Raw genomic sequence first — 13430 nt, forward strand, 5'->3', positions numbered from 1 at the left:
GCATCCAAGAACGAAGACCCGATAGGTTGGCAGGACATGAAAGGGAGGCTCCAATGATTCTTGTACGTCAGGAAATCGGCGACGTGCTCAGGGACTTCCGCCTGCAGAAGGGCCGCACGCTTCGTCAGGTCGCCAGCAAGGCCAGCGTGGCCTTGGGCTACTTGAGCGAGGTCGAGCGTGGCCAGAAGGAAGCGTCGAGCGAAATCCTCGCGTCGGTGGCAGACGCCCTCGGCACCCCGATTTCGGTCATCATGCGCGAGGTGGGGGACAGGCTTGCGGTACTGGAAGGTATCGATCCACTGATCCCGGACACCGTCCCAGACGAATTCGTCGCAGAGCTGGATGCGGACCTCGTTGCCCACTGATAGCCGCACGAGCGAACGGGCGCCCCGATTGCCGGGGCGCCCGTTCTGCGTCCGCTGCCGCGGTTCCCGGGTCGGTGCGAGGGTTCTCACGTGCGGCTGAGCGAATTGCGGCTTGCGTTGGCCGAGGAGTTCGGTGCCGCGTATGGCGCGGTACTGATGAATGATCTGGTACTCGGCGAATTGGGCTCTCGCACCGGTGACCAGGCTCTCGCAGCCGGAGTGCCGGCGCGGGACGTCTGGTTCGCGCTGTGTGCCGCAAAAGACGTGCCGCGCGCACGCTGGAATAGCGCAGGCAAGCCGGCTCCGCGAACTGGAGAGTAATCCGCGCGACACGCGGAAACATCATCTCGAAGATATGTTCGGGTTTTGATACTCTTACTCCACAGAGGCAGTCGAAGCGAGTTGTCCACCGTTCTCGGGGTGTTCGACTCGAATGTCGGACCCGCGGCGTACAGTCTCGTCACGAACACATAGCCTGCGAAGGGGAGATCCGAAATGCCATCACCAGCCGATCGCGAAAAATCACTCGAGAGCGCACTTGCCCAAATAGACAAACAATTCGGCAAGGGTTCCGTCATGCGGCTCGGCAGCGACGAGCGTGCTCCTGTCGAGGTCATCCCAACGGGCTCGATCGCCCTGGACGTCGCGCTCGGCATCGGCGGGCTGCCGCGCGGCCGCATCGTCGAGATCTACGGACCGGAGTCTTCGGGTAAGACGACACTGACCCTTCACGCGATCGCCAACGCGCAGGCTGCGGGCGGCATCGCCGCCTTCATCGACGCGGAGCACGCGCTCGACCCCGAGTATGCGAGCAAGCTCGGCGTCGACATCGACGCGCTGTTGGTGTCGCAGCCAGACACCGGGGAGCAAGCGTTGGAAATCGCAGACATGCTCGTGCGCAGCGGCTCGATCGACGTCATCGTCATCGACTCGGTTGCCGCCCTCGTGCCTCGTGCCGAGATCGAGGGTGAGATGGGTGACTCCCATGTCGGCCTGCAGGCACGACTGATGTCACAAGCGCTGCGCAAGTTGACCGGTGGGCTCAGCCAGACGAACACGACGATGATCTTCATCAACCAGCTCCGCGAGAAGATCGGCGTGTTCTTCGGGAGCCCCGAAACCACGGCCGGTGGTAAGGCGTTAAAGTTCTATGCGTCGGTGAGACTGGATATTCGACGCATCGAAACGTTGAAAGACGGCACAGAGGCCGTCGGCAACCGTACGCGCGTGAAGGTTGTCAAGAATAAAATGGCACCGCCGTTCAAGCAGGCAGAGTTCGACATCCTCTACGGCATCGGCATCTCGCGGGAGGGCAGTCTGATCGATTTCGGAGTCGAACACTCCATCGTCAAGAAGTCGGGCGCCTGGTACACCTATGATGGCGACCAGCTCGGTCAGGGCAAGGAGAATTCGAGAAACTTCCTGCTTGCGAACCCGGACATTGCGAACGAGATCGAGCAAAAGATCAAGGTGAAGCTGGGTATCGTCGCCGATCCGAATGCGCCGGCTGCCGTTACAGAGGACATCATCGACAACGTTGATTCCATCGGAGACAAACTCGCGAAGCGCAAGGGCGCTTAGGCGTTCCTGCAGATCTGCCGGTGATGTCATGATCGTTCGATTCCCGTCGGCCGAGGACTCCGCGGCCGGGCAAGAACGCACGGAAGGACTCGCTCCCGTCGCCTATCTGCCTGGGGCGCGGCCGAACGCCAAAACCGAGGGCGCGTTCAATCGCGTCGCGCGGCAACGCGTGCCGAAGGAACAATTCGAGGATGCAAAAGAGCGAACGTCGAAGCGTGCCGCCAACGTGTCGATCCATCAACTCGCACGGCGCGGAATGTCGAGGTGGGAACTGCAGCAGGTCCTGAAGAAGCGCGAGGTGGCCGACGACGCTGCGACTGCGGAACTCGATCGACTCGAGCGGCTCGGCTTGCTTGACGATGCCGCCTTCGCGCTCACCCTCGTGTACACCCAGCACACACGCAAGGGGCTCGGCCGTCAAGCGATCGCGCATGAACTTCGACGGCGACACATCGATCAAGACATCATTGACGATGCACTGTCCGAGATCGACGACGACGATGAACGCGAACGCGCCTTCGAGCTGGCGCACAAGCGCGTCGGCCAGCTCAACAGCGTCGATGACGAGACCGCGAGGCGACGGCTGAATGGCTTTCTTGCCCGCAAAGGCTACTCGTCGGAGATCATCAGGAACGCCGTCGAGTCGGCAATGGAAACCAGGCGGCCGGGCGTTCGGTTCCGATAGAACGCTGCCCGACCGCTCGCCGCATCTCGAACAAGACCGCGGTCGAGTGGCCTCGCGGCCCGCAAAACGTAGAATAGACGCACTATGACCACCGCTATGCCTTCCACGATCGCCGAAACGCGCTCTGTCATCGCTCGCTCCGATGCCGCCATCGACGAAAGCGGGCGGGCACGAACCTATGAGGTGCGCACCTTCGGCTGCCAGATGAACGTGCACGACTCCGAACGACTGGCCGGGTCCCTTGAGGCTGCCGGTTATGTCTCGGCCAACGGTAGCGAGGCGGACATCGTCGTCATCAACACCTGCGCCGTGCGCGAGAACGCCGACAACAAGCTCTACGGAAACCTCGGGTACCTCGCCTCGGTGAAACGGCGCCACGCGGGCATGCAGATCGCCGTTGGCGGATGTCTTGCACAGAAAGACAAGAACGTCATCCTCGACAAGGCACCATGGGTCGATGTGGTTTTCGGCACGCACAACATGGGTTCGCTGCCGAGCCTGCTGGAACGAGCCCGGCACAACAACGAAGCACAGATCGAGATCCTCGAGGCCCTCGAAACGTTCCCGTCGACTCTGCCTGCGAAGCGGGAATCGAGTTACAGCGGTTGGGTATCGATCTCTGTTGGCTGCAACAACACCTGCACGTTCTGCATCGTGCCCTCACTTCGCGGCAAAGAGAAAGACCGTCGTCCCGGCGATGTTCTCGCCGAAGTGCAAACACTGGTCGACGACGGAGTCATCGAGGTCACGCTTCTGGGGCAGAACGTCAACTCGTACGGCGTGGAGTTCGGTGACCGCTCCGCATTCGGCAAACTGCTGCGTGCGGCTGGAGCGATCGAGGGGCTGGAACGCATTCGGTTCACCAGCCCGCATCCGGCAGCATTCACAGACGACGTGATCGATGCGATGGCCGAGACACCGACCGTTATGCCGCAATTGCATATGCCGTTGCAGTCGGGCTCGGACCGCATCCTGCGTGCAATGCGCCGTTCCTACCGGTCAGAGAAGTTTCTCGGCATCCTCGACCGAGTGCGTGCGCGGATTCCGCATGCAGCAATCAGTACGGACATCATCGTCGGCTTCCCCGGCGAGACGGAGGGAGACTTCCAAGAGACTCTTCGGGTTGTGCGTGCCGCTCGGTTTTCGTCTGCATTCACGTTCCAGTACTCGATCCGCCCTGGCACCCCGGCTGCGACGATGGCCGATCAGGTGCCGAAGGAGATCGTACAAGATCGCTACGACCGACTGATCGCGCTGCAGGATGAGATCTCGTGGGAAGAGAACCAGAAGGTCGTCGGTCGTGAGGTCGAACTGCTCGTGGCAAACGGAGAAGGAAAGAAAGACGAAGCCACCCATCGCATGAGCGGGCGTGCCCATGACAGCAGGCTGGTGCATTTCGAGGTGCCGGCCGGCTCTGACGTGCCACGGCCGGGCGACGTGGTGACCGTGATCGTCAGTAAGGCAGCGCCGTTCTATCTGATCGCAGACGCTCCAGACGGTGCGCCGCTGCGCATTCGCCGCACCAGGGCAGGCGACGCCTGGGATCGCGTGCAGGCCGATTCGTGTGCCGTGCCTGCGCCGAGCGCACACGGACATGGTGGCGCAGGTCGCGTGTCCCTCGGACTCCCGACGCTTCGCCCGGTGCAGCCTCCCGCGTGAGCGCCGCGCCGGGTGAGTGGAGTCGGTCTTCGGCGGTCCGCGAACTCATCGTCATCGTTGGTGCGACTGGAACCGGCAAATCAGAATGCGCGCTTTCGGTTGCCGAGCGCATTGAGCAAATCGGTGGCCGCGCGGAAATCATCAACGCCGACGCCATGCAGTTGTATCGCGGCATGAACATCGGCACGGCGAAGCTGTCGCCGGCGGAACGGCGTGGCATAACGCACCACTTGCTGGACGTTCTCGACGTCACAGAAGACGCGAGCGTCGCCTGGTACCAGCCACGGGCGCGCGCCCTGGTCGAAGAGATCACGGCACGCGGCGCCGTGCCGATCCTGGTCGGCGGGTCCGGCCTCTACGTCTCGTCTGTGATCTACGATTTCGCATTCCCACCTCGCGATCCAACGGTTCGAGCGCGGCTGGAGAACGAACTCAACGAGCGAGGGCCGGGGTGGCTGCACGCACGCCTCCGAACGGTGCAACCGCACACCGCCGATCGCATCGACCCCGCCAACGGGCGCAGGATCGTGCGAGCACTGGAGGTGTTCGAGCTTTCCGGGCAGGGGCACGGCGGCGCGTTGCCCGTCAGGCCAACCGCCTGGCGTGAGGCCCGCCTCATCGGCCTGCACACCCCTCGGGGCGAGCTCACAGCGCGACTGGATGCGAGGGTCGAGCGGATGTGGGCCAGGGGCATGCTGGAGGAGGTCGCGTCGCTGATCCCGGCAGGCCTTGAGAGTGGAGGCACGGCGAGTCGGGCGATCGGCTATGCGCAAGCACTGTTGCAATTGCATGGCGAGTTGAGCCAGGCGGACGCAATCAGTCAGACGCAACAGTTGACCCGTCGTTATGCGCGGCGCCAGGTGAGCTGGTTCAAGCGATACGCAGACCTGGTCTGGTTCGATTCCGCAGACCCTGGGCTGGTCGATGGCGTGATAACCGCACTGACGATCAGACCATAGACTTGCACAATGGCGATCACGCTTCATTTCACCAAGGGCCACGGAACGGGCAACGACTTCGTCTTGTTCGCCGATCCAGACGGCGCCGTCGAACTCAGTGTCAGCCAGATCGCGACAATCTGCGACCGCCATTTCGGGGTCGGTGCCGACGGGGTGATCAGAGCCGTGCGTTCCGAAAACCTCGCGGAGGGTGCAACGGCGCTTGTCGAAGATGCGGACGCCGAATGGTTCATGGACTACCACAACGCTGACGGGTCGCCCGCCGAAATGTGTGGAAACGGCATCCGCGTCTATGTGCAGTATTTGATTGAGAACGGCTTTGCCACGCTTGCGGATGGGCAAACTTTGCCGATCGGCACCCGCGCCGGAGTGCGCGACGTGCAGCGCAGCACAAGAGGTTTCCAGGTCGACCTCGGCCGTTGGCGCCTCGAAGGCGGCGAGCCGCTCGTTCGTGCAAAAGAGGTGCCGGTCGCACGCCCAGGGCTCGGCATTAGTATCGGCAACCCGCATGTCGTGGTCGCCCTCGCGGACGAGTCGGAGCTCGCGGCAGCGGACCTCACCTACGTGCCGCAGCTCGACCCGGAACCGGTCGACGGTGCGAACATCGAATTCGTCGTTCCGATGGAGCCGCTGGTGAAAGACGGCGTCGGGCGCATCACCATGCGAGTGCATGAGCGCGGCGTGGGCGAAACGCTGTCCTGCGGTACAGGCACCGCGGCTGCGGCTCTGGCCATCCGCTATTACGCCGGAAGCAAAGCGCCGAACGATTGGCGGGTCGAGGTCCCCGGGGGCACCCTCGGAGTGCGGATGTTCGCGACGGAGGACGGCGAGCATGTCGGGCTGTCCGGCCCGGCCGAGCTTGTCTACGACGGCACGCTGGTGCTTGCCTGATTCGCTTGCACCGCAGCCCTTGCGCGCGGGGACGTCAGCCCTTGTGACGTACTCGCAGCACTCGATAACCCTTGCTCGTCGCCGAGCGGCTGACGTGAAAGCGGCCATCGAGCGTCGCCTGCAGCCAACGCTGCAACGAATCGGAGCCGAGGTTGCGCTGCACGACGAGCCACGCGTCCGATTCCGCATCCAGACGCGGGAGCCAGTGCTCGAGCATGCCGTGAAGTTCGTTCTTGCCGACCCGGATCGGCGGATTCGACCAAATCGTCGCAAAAGCTACTGTGTTCGGCACGTCCTGAGGCAGGGCCGCCGTGATGTTCGGCAGGCCCATCGTCTTAGCGTTGCGACGCACCAGGTCAAGTGCCCTCTCGTTCACGTCGACAGCCCACACACGCGCGTGCGGCGATGTCAACGCGAGGGTGAGCGCGATCGGCCCCCACCCGCAGCCGAGGTCGAGCAGATCACCACCAGGCGGTGCCGGTGGGGTGTTCGCCAGAAGCACCTGTGTCCCCGTGTCAATGCGCTCCGGGCTGAAGATTCCGTTCGCCGTCGTCAGTTCATAGGTCTGATCGGCAAGGCGCACCGTGAACGGTCGCAACCGGGCATCGCTTGTCGGGGCAGAGCTGAAATAGTGGTCGCCGCTTGCCATACGGGAAAGGTACCGCAAGTTCGGGCGGCTAGGGTTAACAGGAATGAGTGACAAGCGCGAGAATTCCGATGACCAGACACCGGCCGACAACAACGACGTGGTCGCCAGGGTGCTTGCGCACGCCGAAACACGAGCATCCGGCTACTCCCTGTTCAGTACGGGAGCACAGGCGCTGCAGCACGGCGACGGCGAAGGCTACGACGAAAGCATTGGCGGCGTAGACGGCGATCAACTTGACCGGCAGGAGCGCGCAGCACTGCGCCGCGTCGCCGGCCTGTCAACGGAGTTGGAAGACGTCACAGAGGTCGAATATCGGCAGCTGCGGTTGGAGAACGTCGTTCTGATCGGTGTCTACCAGCAGGGCAGCCAAACCGATGCGGAGAACTCGATGCGCGAACTTGCCGCGCTGGCCGAGACGGCGGGCGCCGTCGTACTCGACGGGCTCCTGCAGCGACGACCGCACCCCGACCCGAGCACCTATCTCGGCCGCGGCAAAGCGCAGGAGCTGCAGGGCATTGTCGCTTCGCTGGGCGCGGACACCGTCGTCGCAGACACCGAATTGGCACCGAGTCAGCGGCGCGCCCTCGAAGACGTTGTCAAGGTCAAGGTGATCGACCGCACCGCTGTGATTCTGGACATCTTCAGCCAGCATGCGAAGTCGCGTGAGGGCAAGGCGCAGGTCGAACTGGCTCAGCTGGAGTATCTCCTGCCGCGGCTGCGCGGCTGGGGCGAATCGATGAGCCGCCAGGCCGGCGGGCAGGTCGGCGGTGCGGGCGCAGGCATGGGCAGCCGTGGTCCTGGCGAGACGAAGATCGAACTGGACCGGCGGCGCATCCACACCCGCATGGCCAAACTGTGCAAGCAGATCACAGCCATGAAACCGGCCCGCGAAGCCAAACGCGCCAACCGCAAGCGCAACGCGGTACCGTCTGTCGCGATCGCCGGCTACACGAACGCCGGCAAGTCGAGCCTGCTCAACCGGATCACCAACGCCGGGGTACTTGTCGAGAACGCGCTCTTCGCGACTCTCGACGCCACCGTTCGCAAATCGGTGACGGCCGATGGCCGGCTTTACACCCTCACAGACACCGTTGGCTTCGTCCGCAATCTCCCGCATCAACTGGTGGAGGCATTCCGCTCCACGCTGGAAGAAGTGGCCGACGCCGACCTGATCGTGCACGTCGTCGACGGATCGCATCCGGATCCGGCCAGTCAGCTGGCAACCGTTCGTGACGTCATCCGCGAGATCGACGCGCGCGACGTGCCGGAGTTGGTGATCTTCAACAAGGCTGATCTCCTCGACGACGATCGCCGGCTCGTCCTGCGAGGGATCGAGCCGAACGCCGTCTTCGCATCAGCGCGCACCGGGGAGGGCATCGACGACGTTCTTTCCGCGATCGCGCGCCTGTTGCCGGACCCGTCGATCGAGTTGACGCTTCTGATCCCGTATGACAGAGGCGATCTGATCTCTGCTTTGCACGAACGTGGCCGAGTGATCGAGACGGCCTACGTCGAAGACGGCACTCGCGTTCGCGCTCTCGTGATGCCCGAGTATGCGCCGGCCTTCGAAACGTTCGCAGAGACGGATGCCGCCTCCCGGGCAACCGAGACCGCAGCACCGTAACAGTACGCAACGACCGCTGCAGCCTCACGCCGCCTTGGTATTCTTGATCCACAAACATCGGCATGCGCTTGACCGTTCGTGTCGATGTGGAGCGACAGCCGAGCCCGGCACCCGCCCGCGACCGGCCCTCGGGCCTGCGTTCCACAACGGACGCGCGCGGCCAACCGGCGTTGTGCGTGTCTGATCATCCAGGAGACGATCCACGCGCATGAGCCAGCAACAGCACGAAGACACCGGCACAAGCCGATGTCCGGCCGGCACGCCGTTTTCGTTCGAGTTGTACCCGCCGCGCACCGACGCTGCCGCCGCCAGGCTGCCGCAGACGATCGATCGCCTGGCCGCCGCGAACCCTGACTTCATCTCGGTCACATACGGGGCGGGCGGGTCATCGCGCTCCTCGTCGCTGGATGTTGTCCGCTACATCCAGCAAAACACGACCGTTGACCCGATGGCGCACTTGACGTGCGTCGGCTCATCCCACGCAGAAGCCAACCGCCTCATCCATGAATTCCTGGACGCAGGCGTGCGCAGCTTCCTTGCGCTGCGCGGCGACCCGCCAACCGGTCAGACTGCCGACGATCAGGCAGGGCGCCAGCCAGTGCTCGGCGATCTGCATAGCGCCGCAGAACTCGTGCAGTTGATCCACCGCGTGCAAGCGGAACGGGTGCCGTACAGCGAACTGTCAGTGCCGGGCCGCCCAGACCTGCGAACGGTGCGCAGCAGGCGCGAACGCGTCACGATTGCCGTTGCGGCCTTCCCGAACGGGCACCCGCGGTCGCGTTCGGTCAGCCAAGACATCGACACACTGCTGGCCAAGCAGGCGGCAGGTGCCAACCTCGCGATCACCCAATTGTTCTTCCACGCTGACGACTATCTCGCCTTCGCGCAACGGGCGAAGCAAGCGGGTGTCGAATTCCCGATTCTGCCGGGCATCATGCCCGTCACCAGTCCTGCCCGGCTCCGACGGATGCTCGAACTCAGCGGCGAGGACATGCCAAGCGAACTCGCCATCCAGCTCGAGATCGAGCCGACAGAGCAAGGGCAACGAGAAATCGGAATCGACCATGCCGCGCGCTTCGCAGCTCGTTTGATCGCCGGAGGAGCGCCCGGAATTCACCTGTACACGTTCAACCAGCACGACACCGTCCTCGCCGTTCTCGAACGATGCGGCATTCTCACCACCAGCACCGAAAAGGAACCAGCATGACGCGCACGACCCCCTTCCCAACCGGGACGATCCTCGGCTACCCGAGAATCGGGCGCCGGCGCGAACTCAAGAAGGCCGTCGAGGCGTTCTGGGCAGGCACGATCAGTTCAGCCGAACTTGAGCAGGCCGCAGCGCAGTTGCGCGCTGTGACTCGGGAGCGCCTTTGTGCACTCGGGCTGGGGCGTGCCGACTCGTCGATTCCGGCAAGTTTCAGCTACTACGATCAGATGCTCGACGCAGCGGTCACGCTCGGTGCTGTGCCGGAGCGTTTCAGCACTCTTGTCGGGGAGGACGGATCGCTCGATCTGGCCGGGTACTTCACATTGGCGCGGGGCGAAGGGAACCGGGCGCCCCTGGAGATGACCAAATGGTTCGACTCGAACTACCACTACTTAGTGCCGGAGATCGGGCCGGAGACCGTCTTCTCGCTGGCGTCCGACCGCATCGTGCGCGAGGCCGAGGAGGCCGCGAACGCCGGCTACCGCACCCGCCCGGTGATCGTCGGCCCCGTCACCTTCCTCGCGCTGAGCAAACCCAGCGATGCGGCTCCTGCCGGATTCAGGCCGTTGTCGCGGCTCGACGAGGTGCTGCCGGTCTACCAGCAGCTCCTGGCGCGATTGAGCGCCGCCGGCGTGCAGTGGGTGCAGCTGGACGAGCCTGCCCTCGTGAGCGAGAGCATTGCGGATGCCCGTGCGGACGTTCTCGAAGCGGCCCGCGCCGCCTACGCCTCGCTCGGCGAAGCGACCGATCGGCCGGCGCTGTTCGTGGCGGCCCCATACGGCAGCCTCGATGACGCTGTGCCCGTGCTCGCGGGGAGCAACGTAGAGGCGATCGGTCTTGACCTGGTGCGCGGGTCGGTCCCGGCGGTTGCCGATCTCGATGACCCCACGCGTACGGCGCTTCGGGCCAAGACGCTGGTCGGCGGGGTCGTGGATGGGCACAACGTCTGGCGTGGCGACCTCGAAGCGGCGTTCGGCAAGCTGGAGAGTCTGCTCGCGTTGACGGTTAACGTCGCCGCAGCCACATCGACCTCGCTCCTGCACGTACCGCACGATGTTGACGATGAGCCTCGGCTCTCCGACGAACTGAAGAGCTGGTTGGCCTTCGCCGATCAGAAGGTCGGCCAAGTCGCGGTTCTTGCTCGTGGTTTGGATGACGGGCACGAGGAGATCCAGAGTGACTTGGACGCGGCATCCGCGGCACTTGCACAGCGACACAACGCCACAGGCGTGCGGGTCGCGGCCGTGCGTGAGCGTATCGCCGGGCTGTCAGAAGCCGACTTCCACCGCGGTGCCTATGCGGATCGCGTCGTTGCCCAGAATGCAGCGCTCGACCTGCCGTTCCTGCCCACAACGACCATCGGGTCGTTCCCGCAGACCGGCGAGATCCGCCGGAGCCGTGCTCACTTCGCAAAAGGAGACCTCAGCGAGGCGGACTATCGCGAGGCCATGGAGGCCGAGATCCGTCGCGTGATCGACCTGCAGGAGGAGATCGGCCTTGACGTGCTCGTCCACGGGGAGCCCGAGCGCAACGACATGGTGCAGTACTTCGCCGAGAACCTCGACGGCTTCGTCGTGACCCAGAACGGATGGGTGCAGTCCTACGGCAGTCGCTGCACGCGTCCATCCATCCTCTGGGGCGATGTCTCGCGGCCGAACCCGATCACCGTGGGCTGGTCCAGCTACACGCAATCGCTGACGACGAAACCGGTCAAGGGGATGCTCACCGGCCCTGTGACGATCCTTGCCTGGTCGTTCGTGCGCGACGACCAGCCGCTGGGCGACACGGCCAACCAGGTCGCGCTGGCTCTACGGGACGAGATTGCGGATCTGCAGGCCGCGGGCATCCGGATCATCCAGGTCGACGAGCCGGCGCTGCGCGAGCTGCTGCCGCTGAAAAAGAAGGATCAGCCCGCCTACCTCGACTGGTCGGTCGGATCGTTCCGGCTTGCCACCGCAGGTGTTGAAGCGCAGACGCAGATTCACACGCACCTGTGTTATTCGGAATTCGGTGTGGTCATCGACGCCATCAAGAACCTTGACGCGGATGTGACGAGCATCGAGGCAGCACGAAGCCGGATGGAGGTCGTTGCCGACATCAAGACCAGCGGGTTTGATCACGGCATCGGGCCGGGCGTCTACGACATCCATTCGCCCCGCGTGCCGTCGGTCGCCGAGGTGACCGAACTGTTGCAGAAGGCGCTGGATGCGATCCCGCCGCGACAAGTTTGGGTGAACCCGGACTGCGGGCTCAAGACGCGCGGCTATGACGAGACTGTGGCGTCGTTGAAGAACATTCTGGAGGCGACGCGCGCCGTGCGCGCAAACGCCGTGGCGGTCTAACCCGCTTGCCTGCCTGTGCGCACGGTCCGTGCCCACTGACGAGATCGAAACGTGGGCGCGGGAGACTCTAAACGGAGCGGAGCACGGCGACGACCTTGCCGAGTACATCGGCGAAGTCGCCGACGATCGGTTCGAACGCACTGTTTCGCGGGAGCAACCAGGTGTGACCGTCGCGCTGGCGGAAGACCTTGACCGTGGCTTCGCCGTCGAGCATCGCCGCAACGATGTCGCCGTTCTCGGCATCGCTCTGTTGACGAACGACGACCCAATCGCCGTCGCAGATCGCGGCGTCGATCATCGACTCTCCGACGACTTTGAGCATGAATAGCGTGCCGTTTCCGACAAGCTGGCGCGGCAGCGGGAAGACCTCATCGATCTGCTCTTCCGCAGTAATCGGGATGCCGGCAGCGATTCGGCCGACCAGCGGCACCATGGCGGCGTCGCCGACCGGGGTCGAATTCTCGAAGTCCGCACTGTCGCCGGTTGTGCTGGGGATGTCGATCAAGATCTCGAGGGCACGCGGACGGTTCGGGTCGCGTCGAAGATAGCCGCTCAACTCGAGTTGGTTGAGCTGGTGTGTAACGCTGGACAGCGAGGCGAGCCCGACGGCATCGCCGATCTCGCGCATGCTGGGCGGATAACCGCGCTGGCTCACCGACCTCTGGATGAAGTCCAGAATCGACAGTTGCTTCTCACTCAGAGACTTGCGCCGCCGGGTGCCCCGCTGCTTCGGTTCGTCGCCCTTGCTCGCCACGTCGTGCGTCCCTTCTCGCCATGCGACCGCTCGATTCGGATGAGCAAACACCGTTCGGATAACCGAATGTCGGTGGTGCCTGGTTGCATGTGATCCAGACAGTCGAAACTGTATCTGCTGAACCGCCACAAGGCAAACACCTGTTCGAGCGTGTCTGAAACTTTTTTGACATTTGTACGAAGATAGGGTTGAAATCACGTGACTTCGAAGATATATTCGGAACAGAGTTTCGTATCCGGCGGTTCCGGCCGAACGCCGGATACGAATCAATTCACTCGGGTCGGCCTCACCGGAAACGGTGCGACCGGTTCCGACGAAGCGGCCAGGAGGCAGTCATGAGCACCGCGAGCATCGCACCGGCAGCGCGAATGCGCCTGCGTCTCACCCGACGCGGGCGTGTGGTGTTGACGGTACTGACCGCGACGCCGTTGCTCGCCGCACTGCTCGCTTTTGGGTTCAATGGGGCAGCGGCCGCAGCGTCCGGCGGTGGAAACACCACTTCGTTTTCGCACGTGACTGTGACGACCGGAGAGTCACTGTGGAAGATTGCCGAAACAGTAGCCCCGTCCGCCGATCCGCGCGACGTGGTCGCTGCGATCACCGATCTCAACCAGCTGTCCACGTCGGTGCTCGTGCCCGGCCAGCGTCTTGCCATCCCGGCTCAGTACGACCGCTGACCGCGGTTCTGTGGGCCCGGCGAGGCAGCGCCGAAGC

13 protein-coding genes are annotated in these 13430 nt (G+C 63.9%); 11 read left to right on the forward strand and 2 right to left on the reverse strand.

What is annotated here, in order from left to right:
* The first annotated feature begins 53 nt into the window (after nucleotides 1-53).
* The 7 genes from QU604_RS08625 (at nucleotide 54) to dapF (ending at nucleotide 6140) form a co-directional block, all read left to right on the forward strand.
* Nucleotides 54-365 (forward strand): helix-turn-helix domain-containing protein, encoded by a 312-nt coding sequence (locus QU604_RS08625; RefSeq protein ID WP_308468400.1) that lies wholly within the window; start codon nucleotides 54-56, stop codon nucleotides 363-365.
* Between the two features lie 90 nt (nucleotides 366-455).
* Nucleotides 456-686 carry a DUF3046 domain-containing protein gene (locus tag QU604_RS08630; protein ID WP_308468401.1) on the forward strand — a complete coding sequence of 77 codons (231 nt, stop codon included), beginning with the start codon at nucleotides 456-458 and terminating at the stop codon, nucleotides 684-686.
* A gap of 174 nt (nucleotides 687-860) precedes the next feature.
* Nucleotides 861-1946 carry a recombinase RecA gene (gene recA / locus QU604_RS08635; RefSeq protein WP_308468402.1) on the forward strand — a complete coding sequence of 362 codons (1086 nt, stop codon included), beginning with the start codon at nucleotides 861-863 and terminating at the stop codon, nucleotides 1944-1946.
* 28 nt (nucleotides 1947-1974) lie between these two features.
* Nucleotides 1975-2631: a regulatory protein RecX gene (locus QU604_RS08640; protein ID WP_308468403.1), complete on the forward strand. Its 657-nt coding sequence runs from the start codon at nucleotides 1975-1977 to the stop codon at nucleotides 2629-2631.
* 84 nt (nucleotides 2632-2715) lie between these two features.
* Nucleotides 2716-4290, forward strand: coding sequence for a tRNA (N6-isopentenyl adenosine(37)-C2)-methylthiotransferase MiaB (miaB, locus tag QU604_RS08645; protein ID WP_308468405.1), 1575 nt, complete (start codon nucleotides 2716-2718; stop codon nucleotides 4288-4290).
* On the forward strand, nucleotides 4287-5249 hold the full coding sequence (gene miaA / locus QU604_RS08650) for a tRNA (adenosine(37)-N6)-dimethylallyltransferase MiaA (protein WP_308468406.1): 963 nt from the start codon (nucleotides 4287-4289) through the stop codon (nucleotides 5247-5249). Before miaB ends, miaA begins: the two co-directional genes overlap by 4 nt.
* Nucleotides 5250-5258: 9 nt before the next feature.
* Entirely contained in the window at nucleotides 5259-6140 is an 882-nt protein-coding gene (gene dapF / locus QU604_RS08655) for a diaminopimelate epimerase (protein ID WP_308468407.1), read from the forward strand.
* A 34-nt stretch (nucleotides 6141-6174) separates the two neighbouring features.
* Here the strand turns inward: dapF and QU604_RS08660 are convergent, their stop codons facing one another.
* A complete protein-coding gene (locus tag QU604_RS08660) occupies nucleotides 6175-6789 on the reverse strand; it encodes a class I SAM-dependent methyltransferase (protein ID WP_308468408.1) in 615 nt (204 codons plus the stop codon).
* A 43-nt stretch (nucleotides 6790-6832) separates the two neighbouring features.
* Here QU604_RS08660 and hflX point away from each other — a divergent pair, with 43 nt between their 5' ends.
* From hflX to metE, 3 genes are all read left to right on the forward strand, one after another.
* Complete coding sequence (hflX, locus tag QU604_RS08665; RefSeq protein WP_308468409.1) at nucleotides 6833-8413, forward strand: GTPase HflX; 1581 nt, start codon at nucleotides 6833-6835, stop codon at nucleotides 8411-8413.
* A 208-nt stretch (nucleotides 8414-8621) separates the two neighbouring features.
* Nucleotides 8622-9620, forward strand: coding sequence for a methylenetetrahydrofolate reductase (locus QU604_RS08670; RefSeq protein WP_308468410.1), 999 nt, complete (start codon nucleotides 8622-8624; stop codon nucleotides 9618-9620).
* Entirely contained in the window at nucleotides 9617-11962 is a 2346-nt protein-coding gene (gene metE / locus QU604_RS08675) for a 5-methyltetrahydropteroyltriglutamate--homocysteine S-methyltransferase (protein ID WP_308468411.1), read from the forward strand. The genes QU604_RS08670 and metE overlap by 4 nt, the downstream gene beginning before the upstream one ends.
* A gap of 67 nt (nucleotides 11963-12029) precedes the next feature.
* Here the strand turns inward: metE and lexA are convergent, their stop codons facing one another.
* Nucleotides 12030-12716 (reverse strand): transcriptional repressor LexA, encoded by a 687-nt coding sequence (gene lexA / locus QU604_RS08680; protein ID WP_308468412.1) that lies wholly within the window; start codon nucleotides 12714-12716, stop codon nucleotides 12030-12032.
* A 335-nt stretch (nucleotides 12717-13051) separates the two neighbouring features.
* Here lexA and QU604_RS08685 point away from each other — a divergent pair, with 335 nt between their 5' ends.
* Entirely contained in the window at nucleotides 13052-13393 is a 342-nt protein-coding gene (locus tag QU604_RS08685) for a LysM peptidoglycan-binding domain-containing protein (RefSeq protein ID WP_308468413.1), read from the forward strand.
* Nucleotides 13394-13430: the final 37 nt, after the last annotated feature.

Source organism: Rathayibacter sp. SW19 (assembly GCF_030866825.1).
GTDB lineage: Bacteria > Actinomycetota > Actinomycetes > Actinomycetales > Microbacteriaceae > Rathayibacter_A > Rathayibacter_A soli.

What these genes read in the sequence shown, in the direction of transcription:
- recA (WP_308468402.1), top strand. Translation starts at nt 861, where the DNA reads ATGCCATCACCAGCCGATCGCGAAAAATCACTCGAGAGCGCACTTGCC.
- metE (WP_308468411.1), top strand. Translation starts at nt 9,617, where the DNA reads ATGACGCGCACGACCCCCTTCCCAACCGGGACGATCCTCGGCTACCCG.
- QU604_RS08625 (WP_308468400.1), top strand. Translation starts at nt 54, where the DNA reads ATGATTCTTGTACGTCAGGAAATCGGCGACGTGCTCAGGGACTTCCGC.
- dapF (WP_308468407.1), top strand. Translation starts at nt 5,259, where the DNA reads ATGGCGATCACGCTTCATTTCACCAAGGGCCACGGAACGGGCAACGAC.
- hflX (WP_308468409.1), top strand. Translation starts at nt 6,833, where the DNA reads ATGAGTGACAAGCGCGAGAATTCCGATGACCAGACACCGGCCGACAAC.
- QU604_RS08685 (WP_308468413.1), top strand. Translation starts at nt 13,052, where the DNA reads ATGAGCACCGCGAGCATCGCACCGGCAGCGCGAATGCGCCTGCGTCTC.
- QU604_RS08660 (WP_308468408.1), bottom strand. Translation starts at nt 6,789, where the DNA reads ATGGCAAGCGGCGACCACTATTTCAGCTCTGCCCCGACAAGCGATGCC.
- QU604_RS08640 (WP_308468403.1), top strand. Translation starts at nt 1,975, where the DNA reads ATGATCGTTCGATTCCCGTCGGCCGAGGACTCCGCGGCCGGGCAAGAA.
- QU604_RS08670 (WP_308468410.1), top strand. Translation starts at nt 8,622, where the DNA reads ATGAGCCAGCAACAGCACGAAGACACCGGCACAAGCCGATGTCCGGCC.
- miaB (WP_308468405.1), top strand. Translation starts at nt 2,716, where the DNA reads ATGACCACCGCTATGCCTTCCACGATCGCCGAAACGCGCTCTGTCATC.